The sequence below is a fragment of the Streptomyces noursei ATCC 11455 genome (genome assembly GCF_001704275.1).
GTDB classification, from domain to species: domain Bacteria; phylum Actinomycetota; class Actinomycetes; order Streptomycetales; family Streptomycetaceae; genus Streptomyces; species Streptomyces noursei.
Window position 1 is genome coordinate 4,586,394 of record NZ_CP011533.1, and the last position, 16,007, is coordinate 4,602,400.

Annotated in this window: 12 protein-coding genes; 3 read left to right on the forward strand and 9 right to left on the reverse strand. The window is 73.6% G+C overall.

Annotated features, from left to right (window positions below):
- Positions 1 to 180: 180 nt before the first annotated feature.
- Positions 181 to 1,023 (forward strand): YceI family protein, encoded by an 843-nt coding sequence (locus SNOUR_RS19280; RefSeq protein ID WP_067348805.1) that lies wholly within the window; start codon positions 181 to 183, stop codon positions 1,021 to 1,023.
- Between the two features lie 147 nt (positions 1,024 to 1,170).
- Here the strand turns inward: SNOUR_RS19280 and SNOUR_RS19285 are convergent, their stop codons facing one another.
- Positions 1,171 to 1,998, reverse strand: a complete 828-nt coding sequence (locus SNOUR_RS19285; RefSeq protein ID WP_067348807.1) for a TrmB family transcriptional regulator — start codon at positions 1,996 to 1,998, stop codon at positions 1,171 to 1,173.
- 543 nt (positions 1,999 to 2,541) lie between these two features.
- Here SNOUR_RS19285 and SNOUR_RS19290 point away from each other — a divergent pair.
- Entirely contained in the window at positions 2,542 to 3,786 is a 1,245-nt protein-coding gene (locus SNOUR_RS19290; protein WP_067358505.1) for a S53 family peptidase, read from the forward strand.
- Between the two features lie 130 nt (positions 3,787 to 3,916).
- Here SNOUR_RS19290 and SNOUR_RS19295 read toward each other — a convergent pair whose 3' ends face one another.
- The 6 genes from SNOUR_RS19295 to SNOUR_RS19320 form a co-directional block, all read right to left on the reverse strand.
- On the reverse strand, positions 3,917 to 4,705 hold the full coding sequence (locus tag SNOUR_RS19295) for a TetR/AcrR family transcriptional regulator (protein WP_067348809.1): 789 nt from the start codon (positions 4,703 to 4,705) through the stop codon (positions 3,917 to 3,919).
- Between the two features lie 127 nt (positions 4,706 to 4,832).
- Complete coding sequence (locus SNOUR_RS19300) at positions 4,833 to 6,398, reverse strand: MFS transporter (RefSeq protein ID WP_067348811.1); 1,566 nt, start codon at positions 6,396 to 6,398, stop codon at positions 4,833 to 4,835.
- A 95-nt stretch (positions 6,399 to 6,493) separates the two neighbouring features.
- Positions 6,494 to 8,779 (reverse strand): glycosyltransferase family 39 protein, encoded by a 2,286-nt coding sequence (locus tag SNOUR_RS19305; RefSeq protein WP_079142775.1) that lies wholly within the window; start codon positions 8,777 to 8,779, stop codon positions 6,494 to 6,496.
- Between the two features lie 110 nt (positions 8,780 to 8,889).
- The gene (locus SNOUR_RS19310; protein WP_079143476.1) at positions 8,890 to 10,254 is read right to left on the reverse strand and encodes a bifunctional glycosyltransferase family 2/GtrA family protein; all 1,365 of its coding nucleotides are present in this window, start codon (positions 10,252 to 10,254) and stop codon (positions 8,890 to 8,892) included.
- A 108-nt stretch (positions 10,255 to 10,362) separates the two neighbouring features.
- Positions 10,363 to 11,841 carry a sensor histidine kinase gene (locus SNOUR_RS19315; RefSeq protein ID WP_079143478.1) on the reverse strand — a complete coding sequence of 493 codons (1,479 nt, stop codon included), beginning with the start codon at positions 11,839 to 11,841 and terminating at the stop codon, positions 10,363 to 10,365.
- Between the two features lie 219 nt (positions 11,842 to 12,060).
- Positions 12,061 to 12,891 (reverse strand): response regulator transcription factor, encoded by an 831-nt coding sequence (locus SNOUR_RS19320; protein WP_376738530.1) that lies wholly within the window; start codon positions 12,889 to 12,891, stop codon positions 12,061 to 12,063.
- Positions 12,892 to 13,290: 399 nt separating this feature from the next.
- Between SNOUR_RS19320 and SNOUR_RS19325 the strand changes: the two genes are divergently transcribed.
- Positions 13,291 to 13,836 (forward strand): NADPH-dependent FMN reductase, encoded by a 546-nt coding sequence (locus SNOUR_RS19325; protein ID WP_067348813.1) that lies wholly within the window; start codon positions 13,291 to 13,293, stop codon positions 13,834 to 13,836.
- 84 nt (positions 13,837 to 13,920) lie between these two features.
- On the opposite strand, the gene SNOUR_RS19330 is transcribed toward SNOUR_RS19325, so the two are convergent.
- Together SNOUR_RS19330 and SNOUR_RS19335 are read right to left on the reverse strand one after the other, a co-directional pair.
- Positions 13,921 to 14,826: an amidohydrolase family protein gene (locus SNOUR_RS19330; protein WP_312632792.1), complete on the reverse strand. Its 906-nt coding sequence runs from the start codon at positions 14,824 to 14,826 to the stop codon at positions 13,921 to 13,923.
- Positions 14,827 to 15,006: 180 nt separating this feature from the next.
- Complete coding sequence (locus SNOUR_RS19335; RefSeq protein WP_167739056.1) at positions 15,007 to 15,984, reverse strand: DUF2797 domain-containing protein; 978 nt, start codon at positions 15,982 to 15,984, stop codon at positions 15,007 to 15,009.
- Positions 15,985 to 16,007: the final 23 nt, after the last annotated feature.

The window sequence follows — 16,007 nt, forward strand, 5'->3', positions numbered from 1 at the left end:
CGCCGGGGCCCGACACCTCCACCGGCCGGCCGGGGAACGGTACCCACCGGTGCCGGACCGGGCTCACCGGGCCCACGCGGCCCGACGGACCACCCGCTCACACGGACACACGCACGGACAGGCACGGCACGCACCCGCACCGCGGGGCGCGTGCCGGCACTGAACGGGAGAGGCACGTACATGACTTCGACGGGCGCGGGAGCTGCGGGCGTACGGGCGCAGGTCCGCACGCGGGACGGCTGGGCGGTACAGCACGCCGTGCTGACCGTCACCGACATGACGGGCGCGCAGGTGCTGCGCGCCAACGCCGACGAGGACGGCGCGGTCCGCAGCGCGGAGCCGCTGCCCGCCGGCCCCTACACGGTCATCGTGACCGCCGTCGGCTACGCACCGGTCGCCTCCAGCGCGATCGTCACCACCAGCGGCCGGATGGACGTCGGGACCGTCGTGCTGGCCCGCCAGGGCGGCGTGGAACTCCCGCCGCCCGGCCCCTGGACCATCGACCCCATGCACTCCACGGTGGGCGCGGTCGCCCAGCACCTGGGCATCTCCAGCGTGCACGGCCGGTTCACCGAGTTCAGCGGCCGGATCGACATCGCCGAGGACGTCGAGAAGTCCCGCGTGGAGGCGGTCATCAAGGCCGCGTCGATCGACACCGGCAACGGCATGCGCGACGGCCATCTGCGCAACGAGGACTTCCTCAACGTCGAGGTCTACCCGCAGATCACCTACCGCAGCACCGGCCTGGCGCCGGCCGGCCCGGACCGCTGGACGGTGCACGGCGACCTCTCGCTGCACGGCGTGGTCCGCCCGGTGGACCTCGACCTCAGCTACCTCGGCACCGGCCCGGACCCGTGGGGCGGCGTCCGCGCCGCGTTCCGCGCCACCGCCGAACTGCGCCGCGAGGACTTCAAGATGAACTACAACCAGGTCGTGGCGGCCGGCATCGCGGCCATCGGCACCACCCTGAAGGTCGAACTGGACATCCAGGCCGTCCAGGGCGAGAGCCTGCCCATGGCCTGAGCGGTCCTCCGACCGGCGGCCCGACGCGAGTCCGTGTGCGCGTGTGGGGGCGGGCCCGGCGCCGTCGTGCGCCGGGCCCGCTCCCTTTTTTTCCGCTGCCGCCGGGGCCGCCTTCGGGCTCCCGTCGCCCCGGACCCGCGCCCCCCACTACGACCGGAGCGCCTCGCGCGGCTCGGGTGCGGTCGCGGCGGTCTCCCACACCGTCAGGAAGGCCAGCCGCAGACACGCCGCGAGGGCCGGGTGCTCGATGACCAGGGCGGTGGTGGAGTCCGCGCCGGCGACCGGATCGGGCATGTCGCACAGGACCAACGAGGCGTCCGCGATGACGAGTTTGAGCGGCAGGTCCGCGGTGAAGCGGGCCTCCTCGCCGGCCGCCGCGAAACTGCGGACGTTGGCGAGCATGCCGGCGTCCTCCAGGGCACCGGAGGAGTAGATGGCGCGGACCGTGCCGCCGGCCCCGTGCAGCCGGCGGGCGGCCTCGATGCCCTCGGCGTTCTCCGCCGGGGCGACGAACGGCGGCTTGCAGAAGCTCAGCAGCTCGCGGCGGGCCTGCCGTTGGATGTCGGCGAACCGCTCTGCGATGACGGTCGGATCGCGCAGGATCTCCACGTAGTCGAGCGGGTCGTTGTGCCGGCGCCCGTCCGCCCACAGCGGCTGGAGCGACGCTGCCAGGGTGTCGGAGGCGCGTTCCAGCCGCTCCAGGGACTCGCGTTGCAGCGCCACCAGGCGGGCGACGGCCAGTTCGGGGGCGACGGCCGAGTAGGTGGCCACCCGCCCGGGGCGCGCGTTGGCGAGCCGGCGCCGGACGAGCGCGTCCAGCACGTCGTACACGCGCTGGCGTGGCACGTCCGCCTCGCGGGCGACCTCGGCGGCGGTGTACGACTCCCGTCTGATCAGGGCGAGGTAGACCCGCGCCTCGTAGCGGGCCAGTCCCAGCGCGACGAGATTGCCGACCGCGTCTTCTTCCAACTCCATGAGGCAAGAAGGTATCGGGCCCGGGCGACGAACGCGCCGGTGTCCGGAAGGCCACCACAAGCGGACCGGAAGCGGACCAGAAGAAGGCTTTGCCCTAACCCGGTGTCCCTTTGACGTTCTGTTCACTACTTTCCTTGTGAGCCACCACTGACCGGGGTGGCACCAACCGAGTGCACGTGCGCAACGCACCACCGGAGTCGTACGGAGCCCACGGGGGGCCGGGCGTCCTGCCCATGTCGCGCGTACTCCCCCACGGAGGCACGCGCGCCCCGCGCTGAGCGACCTGTCATGTTCGCGACATGCAGGGAGCGAGGCGCACCCGGCGCCGCCGCCCGGACCACGCGACCGAACGGCTCCACCTCCCGGCACCGCCCCGCAGGACCGCACCTCCCGGCACCACCGCACCACCCCCACAACCCCCCACCCGGCGCCGGCGGAACGCCGGCCACCGGCCCCCTCCCCCTCTCCCCCACGGAGGTACCTCCCTTGCCTTCCCTGCGAAAGAACACCGCGGACAGTGGACGGGCGGACCGCACCGGAGGGCTGGCGCGCCGCGGCGTCCCGGCCCTGCTCTCGGCGGCCACCCTCGTCATCGGCGGTCTGATCGCCGCCGTCCCGGCGGGCGCCGCCCCGGCCCCGGCCGCCCCGCACGCCGCCCCCGCCGCGTCCGGCTCCACCGCCGTCCCCACCCACCGCCTGTGCGCGGAGCCGGCCAAGCCCGGCTACATGGCCTGCAACGCGGTGGCCCGTACGGACGTCAAGCAGAGCCTGGCCCTGGGCCGCCACATCACGCCGTCCGGCTTCGGCCCCGCCGACCTGCAGGGCGCCTACAAGCTGCCGAAGACCGGCGGCTCCGGCCAGACCGTCGCCATCATCGACGCCAACGACGACCCCAACGCCGAGAAGGACCTGGCCACTTACCGCAAGCAGTACGGCCTGCCGGACTGCACCACCGCCAACGGCTGCTTCAAGAAGGTGGACCAGAACGGCGGCACCAAGTACCCGGCGCCGGACTCGGGTTGGGCCGGTGAGATATCCCTCGACGTCGACATGGTCAGCGCCGCCTGCCCGCAGTGCCACATCCTGCTGGTCGAGGCGAACAGCGCCAGCATGGACGACCTGGGCGCGGCCGTGAACCGCGCGGTCACCATGGGCGCCAAGTTCGTCTCCAACAGCTACGGCGGCGGCGAGGACTCCACCGACGCCACCTCGGACGAGAAGTACTTCAAGCACCCGGGCGTCGCGATCACCGTCAGCTCCGGTGACAGCGGCTACGGCGTCGAGTACCCGGCGGCCTCGCAGTACGTCACCGCGGTCGGCGGCACCTCGCTCAAGAAGGACAGCAGCGCGCGCGGCTGGAGCGAGTCGGTCTGGGGCACCAAGGCGGGCGGCGAGGGCGCCGGTTCCGGCTGCTCCCAGTACGACGCCAAGCCGTCCTGGCAGAAGGACACCGGCTGCGCCAAGCGCACCGTGGCGGACGTCGCCTCGGTCGCCGACCCGGCCACCGGCCTCGCGGTCTACGACAGCTACCAGGCCAGCGGCTGGAACGTCTACGGCGGCACCAGCGCCTCGGCCCCGTTCATCGCCGGCGTCTACGCCCTCGCGGGCGCCCCGGGCGCGAGCGACACCCCCGCCTCCTACCCGTACACCCACACCTCCGCGCTGAACGACGTCACCAGCGGTGCCAACGGCTCCTGCTCCCCGTCGTACCTCTGCACGGCGGGCAACGGCTACGACGGCCCGACCGGCCTCGGCACCCCGAACGGCACCGCGGCCTTCACCAAGTGACCACCGCCGCGTAGGCCCCACCGACCGTCGCAGTCCGGCGCCCGCCCGACGAACCGGACTGCGACCCTCAACCCGTGGACCCGGACCGTTTCCCAACGGTCCGGGTCCACGGCGTTGCCGGCGGCGCCGCTCAGTCCGCCGCTTCCCGCGCCAGCCGCGCCCGCATCGCGTCGATGCCCGCGATCTGCAGGTCGAGCGCGAAGTCGAAGTCGCGGTTGAGCATGTCGAGGGCGCTGGCGTCGCTCTTGGCGTAGCCGGCGCGGGTGGAGAGTTCCATCGTCTCGGCGAAGTCGGGGCGGTCCGAGATCGCGGCGATGACCTGGGTGAAGTAGTCGTCGATGCTGATGCCGGCGGCGCGGCAGCGGGCCTCGTGGAGGCTGCGGATGGTGGAGAAGCCGTAGACGAAGTTGAAGACGGAGGCCAGGGCGCCGGAGGTGTGGTCCGGGTCCAGGCCGCTGCGGGCCATCACACGCAGGGTGGCGTTGGAGAAGGCCGTGGCGTGCGGGCCGATGTTGACGACCTCGCCCAGCAGGCGGGGCGCCCAGGGGTGCCGCAGCAGGCCGTCGCGGTAGGTGGTGGCCAGGCCGCGCAGCTGGTCGCGCCAGTCGGCGTCGGGGTCGGACTCGTCGGGCAGCGCCATCTCGCCGGCCACCGCGTCCACGGCGAGTTCGAGGAGGTCGCCCTTGGTGTCGACGTACCAGTAGAGGGACATCGCGGTGACGCCGAGATCGGCGGCGAGGCGGCGCATGGAGAACTTGGCCAGGCCCTCGGTGTCGAGCAGCCGGACGGTGCTGGCGACGATCTTGTCGAGACCGAGGCCGGCCGGCTGTTCCGCCTTCCTCCGCAGCGGAGGGCGATCGGTCAGCCAGACGCTGTGCGGTAGTTGCGGCTCGGCGCGCCCGTTCGTCGTTGGTGCCATGGCGCCCTTCCTTGGGTCTTGCGGGAGTGCGGTTCCGCGGGACCGCCGGTCCGATCCGCCGGGACGGCGGTCGGTCCGGAGGCCGGTCCGGACGGGACGGGCGATGGCGTCCCGTCCGGAACCGATGCTATTCCGCCGCGCCGGTGGCCGGATCGTGACCGGTGGGCGCCGCCGCGGTGCCGTCGGCCGCGCTCCCGGTGCGTTCCGCCCGGCGCAGCAGGACCGCGGCGAGCAGCCCGCCGAGGAAGACCGCCGTCGCGCCGACCAGCTGGCTGGTGCCGATGCCGGACGCGAAGGCGTCGTGGACGGCGGCGCGCTCCGCCGCGGTGTGCGTACGGGCGAGGGCCGCGGAGAGCGAGCCGGCGCCCGCGGCGGCCAGCGGAAGCAGCGCGGCGAAGCGGGAGTTGAGGACCGCGCCGAGCACCGCGACGCCCAGGCCCTGGCCGAACTCCATCAGGGTGCCGTTGACGCCGGCGCCGACGCCGGCCTTGGCGGGCGGGATCGCGGACATGATGGCGTTGGCCATCGTGGGCATCGCGATCGCCACGCCGACGCCCATCACGATCAGGCCGAACAGCATGCCGCCGTAGCTTTCGCCGCCGAGCAGCGATATCGCCGTCAGGCCGCCCGCCAGCAGGGTCATCCCGGAGACGATCATGCCGGGAGTGCCGAAGCGCGGCAGCAGCCGGGCACTGAGGCCGGTGAAGTTGATCAGCACGACGGTGAGCGCGAGCGGCGCCATCCGCAGACCGGCGTCCAACGGGCCGTAGCCGAGCACCAGTTGGATGTGCTGGGTGAGCAGGAACATCGAGCCGCCCATCCCGAAGGCCACGAGGATGCCGCCGGAGACCGCGCCGATGAACCGGCGGTTGCGGAAGAAGTGCATGTCCAGCATGGGGTGCGGGATGCGCAGCTCCCAGAAGGCGAAGAGCGCCAGGCCGGCGATGCCGACGACGGCCGAGATCAGCACCTGACCCGACAGCCAGCCGGTCACCGGGCCGGAGATGATCGCGAAGACCACTCCGACCATGCCGACCATCGACAGCAGGGCGCCGAGCACGTCCGGTCGCTCGCCGCCGCGGCTCTTGGACTCGGGCACGAGGGCGAGGACGGCCACCAGCGCTATCACCGCGACCGGGATGTTGACCAGGAACAGCGAACCCCACCAGAAGTGGTCGAGCAGCGTGCCGCCGATCAGCGGCCCGGCGGCGAAGCCCAGGGAGTTCACCGAGCTCCAGATGCCGATGGCCTTGGGGCGCTCCGCGTCGTCGAAGATCTGCATCACGACGGCGAGGGTGGTGGTCATCAGCAGCGCGCCGCCGATGCCCATGCCGGCGCGGGCGCCGATCAGTTGGCCGGGCGAATGGGCGAGGGCGGCCACGAGCGAGGCGATGCCGAACAGCGCCAGGCCGATGGCCAGCATCTTCTTGCGGCCGTAGCGGTCGGCGGAGTTGCCCGCGATCAGCAGCAGGCCGGACTGGACCAGCGAATAGGCGTTGATCATCCACTGGACGTCGGCGGTGGTCGCGCCCAGTTCCTCGGTGAGGGACGGGACGGCGACGTTGAGCACGGTGTTGTCGAGGACGACGGTGAGCTGGGCGATGCAGATGACGGCCAGGATCAGCCAGCGGGTGGCGTGCCGACCCGGCGGCTGGAGGGTGGTGGTGGCGGCGTCGGGGGCCACGGCGGACATACGAGCTCCCTGTACGGTGCGAGCGGAGGCTTACACCGTACAGGGGTTCTTATACGCCGTACATTTCCTTTTTCGGGGCTATGGCCCGCGTCGGGTCAGGACGCCTTCCGCCGGGTCAGGTCGTAGAAGGTGGCATCGCCGACGGTGACCTTCGTGAAGGTCTTCTCGATCCAGGCGCTGATCTGGGACGAGGTGCCCCGCTCCCCCGGACCGCCGCCGAAACCGCCGGCCTGTTTGCCGCCGGCCTGCTGACCACCGGTCTGCTTGCCGCCGGCGCCGCCCCGGGTGGTGCGGCCGGCGGGGAAGCCGTCCCGCCCGCCGGCGATGAAGTAGTGGATCTTCCCCTCCGCCACATAGCGCTGGAACTGGGCGAGGGTCGGCGACGGGTCGCTCCCGTTGAAGCCGCCGATCGCCATCACCGGCTTCTGGGTGGCCAGTTGGTAGCTCGCGGCGTTCTGCGAACCGATCGCCGCGGCGGCCCAGGTGTAGTGGTCGGCGTTCCGCTCCACCAGGCGCTTGGCCCGGTCGCTCACCGTGGCGCCCTCCAGCAGGCCGCCCATACCGCCGGCGCCGCGCATCCGGCCGGCGCGCTCGGCGCCGGCACCACCTGGCTGGCCGGGCCAGCCGCCCGTCCGCCCGGCGCCGGGGAAGCCCTGCCCCCCGGGGAAGCCCCCGCCCGGGAAGCCCCGGCCCGCGGAGCCCCGCCCGCCGGTGGTACCGCCCGGCACGGCGCCCTTGCCGCCGCCCCGCCCGAACATCCGCCCCGGGCCGCCGCCGAAGCCCCGGCCGCCCTGGACCGCCGGGCCGGCGGTGATGATCGAGCCGCCCTTGGGGGTGTTGATGGTGTCCAGGGTGTACGCGAGGGGCCCGGCCAGCGCCGTCGCCACCCCGAGCCCGGCCGCGACGCCGGCCACGACCCCGGCGCGCCGCCGCACCCGCGCGTCCGCCCCCGCCGACAGCAGAAGTCCCAGCGCCGCCAGCAGTCCGAGCACCAGCACCGTCCAGCGCAGCCACGGCAGCCACTGCGGCGACCGGTCCAGCAGGACGTACGACCAGACCGCCGTCACCGCGGCGACCCCGGCCAGCACGCCCCGCGCCAACCACCCGCCGCGCCGCCACACCAGCACCGAACCCATGCCGACCAGCGCCGCGATGTACGGGGACAGCGCGATGTTGTAGTACTGGTGGAAGATCCCGGACATGAAGCTGAAGATCGTGAAGGTCATCAGCAGCGCGCCGCCCCAGACCAGGAACTCCGCCCGCTGGGCCGCCTGTTCGGCGGCGACCGCGCGCCGCGCCCGCCACAACACGCACACCGCCACCACCAGCAGGATCAGTGCGGCGGGCAGCAGCCAGGAGATCTGGCCGCCCATGTCGGAGGAGAACAGCCGGGTGATGCCGGTCTGGCCCCAGCCACCGCCCCGGCCGCCGGCCCCGCCGTGGCCACCGCCGACACTGCCCCGCTCGTTGCCGTCGATCCGCCCCAGGCCGTTGTAGCCGAAGGTCAGCTCCAGGAAGCTGTTGGTCTGCGAACCGCCCACATAGGGGCGCGCCGACGCCGGCAGCAGTTCGACGATCGCCACCCACCAACCGCCGCTGACCACGAGCGCCGCCCCGGCCAGCAGCAGCTGCCCCAGCCGCTTGCGCACCGCGACCGGCGCACAGCACGCGTAGACCACCGCCAGCGCCGGCAGGATCAGCCACGCCTGGAGGGTCTTGGTGAGGAAGCCCAGCCCGAAGCAGACGCCGGCCAGCACCAGCCACTTCGTCCGGCCCGCCTCCAGCGCGCGCAGCACACAGGCGACCGCGCAGACCATCAGCAGGCACAGCATCGCGTCGGGGTTGTTGAAGCGGAACATCAGCACGGCGACCGGCGTGATCGCCAGCGCCCCGGCCGACAACAAGCCCGCCGCCGCCCCGAACCGGCGCCGCACGGTTGCGTACAGCACGCCGACCGTGGTGACGCCCATCAGCGCCTCGGGCACCAGGATCGCCCACGAGCTCAGCCCGAAGAGCCGTACGGAGAGCTCCATCGGCCAGAGCGAGGCCGGCGGCTTGTCCACGGTGATGGCGTTGGCCGCGTCCGAGGAGCCGAAGAAGAACGCCTTCCAACTGACGCTGCCGGCCTGGACGGCGGCCGAGTAGAACTGGTTGGCGTACTTGGACGCCGACAGGTCCCACACGTAGAGCGCCGCCGTGACCGCCAGCAGCGCCAGCAGCGCCGGCCGGGCCCAGCGCGGGTCCGCCGGGCGCCCCCGCACGATCCGCCGGACGAGACCGGACCGCGCCGGGGACTCTCCGGGCGCGGTCTGCGGGCCGGTCGACGTGTCGGCCTGCGGACCGCCGTCCGGCGCGTGGTGCGCTGCCGTCTCCGGGGCCATCGACTGCTCCTGATCTGTGGGGGCCCCGGGGGTGTCGCCCTGTTGCGCAGAGCCTGGGCGGGACGGGCGGGACGGGCGGGACGGAGGGGGCGGAGGGGAGGGACGGGGGCTCATCGAGCGCTCCTGCTGAAGTCGTTCCGGTCGTGCGGGGCCTGCCGGGCCTGCGGGTCTTCCGCGCCGCGCGCCTCGGTCGCCTCGGTCGCCTCGGTGCCCTCCGCCGCCCGCCGCTCGCGCTCCGGGAACACCCAGGCGCGGAAGAGCAGGAAGCGCAGCACCGTGGCCGCGAGGTTGGCGGCCACCAGCACCGTCAGCTCGCTGGTGTGCGAGGGGCTGACGGTGGCGGCGTCGAGGGCCGCCAGCGAACCGCTGGTCAGCGCCAGTCCGATGGCGAAGACCACCAGGCCCTGCGCCTGATGGCGGACCGCCCGCTCCCGCCCCCGCACCCCGAAGGTCAGCCGCCGGTTCGCGGCCGTATTGGCGAGGGCCGACACCAACAGGGCCGCGGCGTTGGACACCTGGGGGCCGACGCCCAGCCGGCAGAGCGAGTAGAGGCCGAGGTAGAGCAGCGTGCTGAACGCCCCGACGGCGGCGAACCCGACGACCTGCCGGGCCAGCCCGCCCGGCACCCCGGAGAGCTGCCGGTCCCGGGGATCGTCGCCGAACGGGCGGGCGAGCCGGTCCAGCGGCAGCGCGCCGGTCGCCAGCGCCCGCCCCACCCGCCAGACGCCCTTGAGGTCGTCGGTCGCGGTCCGCACCAGGTGCACGGTGCTGTCGGGGTCGTCCACCCAGTCCACCGGCACCTCGTGGATGCGCAGCCCGGCGCGCTCGGCCAGCACCAGCATCTCGGTGTCGAAGAACCAGCCGGTGTCCTCGACCAGCGGCAGCAACCGGCTCGCGACATCGCCGCGGATCGCCTTGAAGCCGCACTGCGCGTCGGAGAAGCGCGCGGCGAGCGAGCCCCGCAGGATGAGGTTGTAACTGCGGGAGATGAACTCGCGCTTGGGCCCGCGGACCACCCGGGCGCTCCGGCTGAGCCGGGACCCGATCGCCAGGTCCGAATGCCCGGAGATCAGGGGCGCCACCAGCGGCAGCAGCGCATTGAGGTCGGTGGACAGATCGACGTCCATATAGGCCAGCACCGGCGCCTCGGACAGCGACCACACCGTGCGCAGCGCCCGCCCGCGCCCCTTCTGCTCCAGCCGCACGGCGGTGACATGGTCCATCCCGTCGTCCAGCCGGGCGGCGATCCGGGGCGTGTCGTCGGTGCTCGCGTTGTCCGCGATGGTGATCCGGAACCCGTAGGGGAAGGTGCGGGTCAGGTGGTCGTGCAGCCGACGCACACAGGACTCCAGGTCCTTCTCCTCGTTGTAGACGGGGATCACGACATCGAGGACGATCTCGGTCTGGCCGAGGCGCAGATGCTCACGTGGTGGCAGGGAACCCAGCGGCGTCGGGGTCGGCGGAGGCGTCGTCATGCCCACGACGGTCGCCAACCGGCCTGTCACGGCCGTGTGGTGAAGCTGTGGGCCACCTGTGAGTCGGTACGGGCGGACGGGTCCGGCCGCCCCCGTGCCCGCCCCCGGCTACCGGCGCCCCGCCTCCGGCAGCGTCACCGTGAACACCGTCCGTCCCGGCCCGCTCGCCACCGCGACCGTCCCACCGTGCGCGGCCACCACCGCCTCCACGATGGCCAGCCCCAGCCCCGTACTGCCCCCGCTCCCCGCGGCCCGTGAACGGGACGCGTCGCCCCGCGCGAACCGTTCGAAGACGTGCGGCAGCAGCGCGGCCGGGATGCCCGGCCCGTCGTCCTGGACCTCCAGCTGGACCGCGTCGCCCGGGCCGCCACCGGGCACGGCCCCCGGGCCGCCACCGCGCGCCCGTCGCACCGCCCGGACCCGGGCCGTCACCGTCGTCCCCTCCGGTGTGTGCGTCCGCGCGTTGGCCAGCAGGTTGACCAGGACCTGGTGCAGCCGGTCGGCGTCCCCGCGGACCAGCGCGGGCGCGTCCGCGTCCGGCAGTTCCAGGCGCCAGCGGTGCGCGGGCCCGGCCGCCCGCGCGTCGCTCACCGCGTCCACCACCAGCGGCGAGAGGTCGACCGTCCCGTAGGAGAGCGGGCGCCCGGAGTCGAGCCGGGCGAGCAGCAACAGGTCCTCCACCAGACCGGTCATCCGCTCCGCCTCGGACTCGATCCGCCCCAGCGCGTGCCGGGTCTCCGGACCGGGCCGCTCCGTCCCGCGCCGGGTCAGCTCGGCATAGCCCCGTATCGACGCCAACGGGGTGCGCAGCTCGTGACTGGCGTCGGCGACGAAGCGCCGCACCCGCGTCTCGCTCTCCTGCCGCGCCGAGAGCGCCGAGCCGACGTGCCCCAGCATCCGGTTGAGCGCCGCCCCGACCTGCCCCACCTCCGTACGGGCGTCGGCCTCGGCCGCCGGGACGCGCACGTGCAGCGCCACCTCGCCCTGGTGGAGGGGGAGTTCGGAGACCCGGGTCGCGGTCGCGGCCACCCGCCGCAGCGGGCGCAGCGCGATCTCGACCATGGCCGAGCCCGCGATCCCGGCCGCCACCAGCCCGGCCACCGTCACACAGCACTCGATGAGCACCAGCCGGCCGACCGTGTCGTCCACCTCGTTCTGCGGCATCCCCAGCACCAGCGCGCCGTCCTTGGCGTACCGCACCCGGTACGAGCCGAGCCCGGGCAGGTCCGCGCTGTACGCATCGCCGTCCCGGGGCACCGCGGCCAGCGCCGCGAGCTGATCCGCGGTCAACGAGGTCAGCCGCTCGGACGGCACCCGGCTCTTCAGACGGTTCAGCCGCGCACCGGAATCGAGCCTGCCGTCCGGAGCGATCCGCGCCCCCACCGTCCCGGGAGGCTGGCCGGGCATGGCGACGAACTCCAGCCCGTTGTCCCGCATCGGGTCGTGCGGCCACGGACCCACCGCCCGCCCGATGCCGTCGACCAGCCGATGGTCCAACTGCCCCTGGAGATACGAATGCAGCGCGATCGCGGTGACCGTGCTGATCACCGCTGCCACGACGGCGATCAACGCCACCGCCGACACCACGAGCCGGGTGCGCAGCGTCCAGCGCCGCCGCGCCCGCCCGCCGACACCGGAACCGGAACCGGAACCGGAACCGGAACCGGCCACAGTCTCGGCCCTGCCCCCGGCGGCCTCCGCGCCCCCCTCGGTGGCCGCACGGTCGCCGCCGGCACCCGTCACCGACCCGCCGGCACCCGCCACGGACGCGGGCACGGGCACGGGCACGGAAGACCCCACGACCCGCTACCCGGCCGGCTTGATCAGATAGCCCGCACCCCGCCGGGTGTGGATCATCGGCTGCCGCCCGACATCGATCTTCCGCCTCAGGTACGAGATATACAGTTCGACGACATTGGCCTGCCCCCCGAAGTCATAGCTCCACACCCGGTCCAGAATCTGCGTCTTGCTCAGCACCCGCCGCGGATTCCGCATCAGATACCGCAGCAGCTCGAACTCCGTGGCGGTCAGATGGATGTCCTGGCCGTCCCGCCACACCTCGTGGCTGTCCTCGTCCAGCACCAGATCGCCCACGGTCAGCAGCGACTCGCTGCGCACCGCGGCCGCGCCCGCCCGCCGCAGCAGCCCGCGCAGCCGGGCCACCACCTCCTCCAGGCTGAACGGCTTGGTGACATAGTCGTCGCCCCCCGCCGTCAGCCCGGCGATCCGGTCCTCGACCGCGTCCTTGGCGGTCAGGAACAGCACCGGCACGTCCGGCAGTTCGTTCCGCAGCCGGCCCAGGACGGTCAGCCCGTCCATGTCCGGCAGCATCACATCGAGCACCACCGCGTCCGGCCGCCAGCTCCTGGCGCAGCGCAGCGCACCCGCGCCGTCGCCCTCCGCCCGGATGTCCCACCCCTCGTAACGCAACGCCAGCGACAGCAGGTCCGCGAGCGCGGACTCGTCATCGACGACCAGCACCCGCACGGGGCTGCCGTCGGCCCGCGACAACTCCGGCTGTTTGCCCGGCCCCTGGCCGGGTGCCCTGCCGGACGCCCTACCGATGGCCCCCCTGGAGGACGGGCCCGAGGCCGGCGCACGGTTCGAAGCTGAGGACGTCGACGAAGTCACGGTCATGGCAGGCAGCCTGACCTGGCCCTCTGAAAGCTCCCTTGCCGGTTTCTGTGAATCTCCTGAGAATCTCCCCTCCCTTCGGTCAAGACCTCAACCGCCCCACGGGCCCCACCGGCCGCCATCCGCTCGACACCGGACCCAAGGGCGGACACCACACCCCTCACGACCGGTCTGGACCGCCCCCCGCGCGGCCCAGACCGATCACCATGTCCTCAGCATGGCACCCCCCACTGACAATCCCTCCGACCTGCACTTTCACCGAACTCGACGGCACCGACGGCCCCTCCCCCGGCCCTCCTTCAGCCCTTCCTCGGCCCTCTCCCGGCCCTCCCCTGAACGCACTCCCGCCCCACCACCCCGCCCCGTGACGTCACCCGTAACGTCATCCGTAACGTCATCCCCATGACCCGACTTCTGGCCCTCTCCGGCAGCCTCCGCGCCCGCTCCTCCAACGGCGCCGTCCTGCGCTCCGCCCTGGAACTCTTCGACGGCCCCACCGCCACCGCGGACATCGGCGCGCTGCCGCACTTCAACCCCGACCTGGACGGCGAGGACGCCACCCCGCCCGCCCCCGTCGCCGCCCTGCGCGCCGCCGTCGCCGCGGCCGACGCGGTGCTCCTCGTCAGCCCGGAGTACGCGCACGGCGTCCCCGGCGTCCTCAAGAACGCCCTCGACTGGCTGGTCAGCAGCGGCGAATGCGTCGACAAGCCGATCTCCGTGATCACCGCCTCCCCGTTCCCCACCGGCGGCGACCACGCCAACGCCCAACTCCGCGAAACCCTGCGCATGATGACCGGCAACGTCATCGCGGACGCCTGCCGCGAGATCCCCGCCATCGGCCCGAAGATCGACCCCGGCACCGAACGCGTCACCGACGAGCCCACCCTCGCCGACCTCCGCACGGCCATGGCCCACCTGGCCGCCGCGGCCACCACCCCCACCGCATAGCCGGAACGGAACGGCCCCCACCGGCTCGCCCCACCCCGCGCACCACCCGCCGTCCTCCCGCCTCCCCTCCCTTCCCGGCCTCGACTACCCCACCCCGAACAGCCGCGCCCCGTTCCCGTAACAGACGGCCCGCAGCCACTCCTCCCCCAACTCCAGCCGCGCCAGCACCTCCAGCGCATGCGCGTACCCGTACGGGATGTTGGGGAAATCGCTCCCGAACAGCACCCGGTCGCCCACGTCCAGCAGGCGCCCCCGCTCCGCCCTCGGGAACGGCGCGGCCTGCTCGACGAAGTCCGTGAAGGCCATCGTGGTGTCCAGGCAGACCCGCGGATACCGCGCGGCCAACTCCAGGAAGTCGACGTACTCCGGCATCCCCATGTGCGCGACGACCAGCCGCAACCGGGGGTGCCGGGCCAGCACCCGGGCGATCGGCTCCGGCCCGGTGTACTTGCCCGGCACCGGCCCCGAACCGCAGTGGACGACGACCGGAACCCCGGCCTCCGCCAGTACGCCCCACACCGGGTCCAACACCGGGTCCGTCGGGTCGTACCCGCCCACCTGCACATGCGCCTTGAAGACCCGTGCGCCACCGGCGAGTTCCTCCGCCACGTACGCGGCGACACCGTCCTCCGGGAAGAACGTCGCGGTCCGCAGGCAGTCCGGAATACGGGCCGCGAAGTCCGCCGCCCACCCGTTCAGCCAGCGCGCCATACCGGGCTTGTGCGGATAGATCATCGAGGTGAACGCCCGCACCCCGAAGCCCCGCAGCACCGCCAGCCGCTCGTCCTCCTCAAGGCGGTAGGCGATCGGCCAGTGCCGCCCCACCAACGGCCCGGCGGCGTCGAAATACGCCCACACCTTCGCCATCACCCGCTCGGGCATGAAGTGCGTGTGCACATCGATCAGCCCCGGCAGCCCCAGCCCCCGCCAGAACTCCCCGACCCGCCCGTCCCCGTCCCCATCCCCGTCCACCGCCACGAGCCCGCTCACGCACCCTCCCGCACTTCCGCTCGCCCGCCACCACCCGCACGGACTCCCGCACCGATCCGCCCCCGCCGGCCCTCGCTCACCGACTGCCGCACGGACGCCCCGAGAACACCTCCCGGCCCATGCACCACACAACCCCCACGCCGCCCGCGGAACAACCCCCGCCGCAGACGAACCCCCGCCTCAGAACAGCCCCTCCTGCTTCCCTCCCCGCTCGTCGCCACCCGCCGCGGGCCACCGCACCGGCGCCGTCGTCACCCGCCCCCGGGCCGCCCCCAGCACCCAGCCCGACAGCAACCGCGCATCCAGGACGGCGACCACCGCGCCCGCGCCGCCCTCGGCCGAGGCATCCCGCGCACCGCCGGACCCGCCCCCACCACCCCCGCCCCGCAGCCACAGATAGACATCCGCCCCCACCCCGGCCACGACCTCCCCCACGATCTCCGCCCCGGCCGTCAGCCCGCCCAGCTCGGCGACCTCGCCCACCGCCGGAATCCGCGCCAGCCCGAACAGCTCCGTATGGTCCACACACGCGAACGCCACCGGCTCCAACGTCTCCGGCCACCCCGCCAACCCTCGTGCCACCCGGTGCAGTTCGCCCACCTCGGCGACCCGCTCCGGCACCGGCGGCAGCGCCCCGCGCGCCGCCCGCTTCGCCTCCTTCGCGAACCGGTCCGGCACCCCCAGCGCGCTCCCCAACAGCGCCTCCGCCCGCCGCGCCGCCATCAGCGGCCCGCGCCCCAGCCAGGCGTACGCCACCGCCCCCTGCTCCACCAGCCGCGCCGCCCCGCGCTCCGCCGCCGTGATCCCCACCTTCACCAGCCCGGGCCCGAAGTACGCCAGATAGACGCCGTACGGACGCGGATCATCGGCCATGGTGTCCGCCGCCACCGACCGCGACCGGTCCAGTTGCGCACACCGCGGGCACTGGTCCTTCACCCCCTCGCCCTCCAGCACCGCGCCATACGGGCAGACGATCCACCGCCCGGCCCGCCGCACCCCCAGACACCGCCGCTCTCCGACCGCCCCGAACGCCAGCGCCCGCCCCGGCGGCAACGGACTCACCCGCTCGGCGCCCCGCTCCGCGCAGTACCAACCGAGCCGCTGCCCGAAGGCCCCCGGCTCACCGCCCGACCACCGCGGTCCCGTACATCGCCACACACCGTCAGCGTACGACCGCCCAC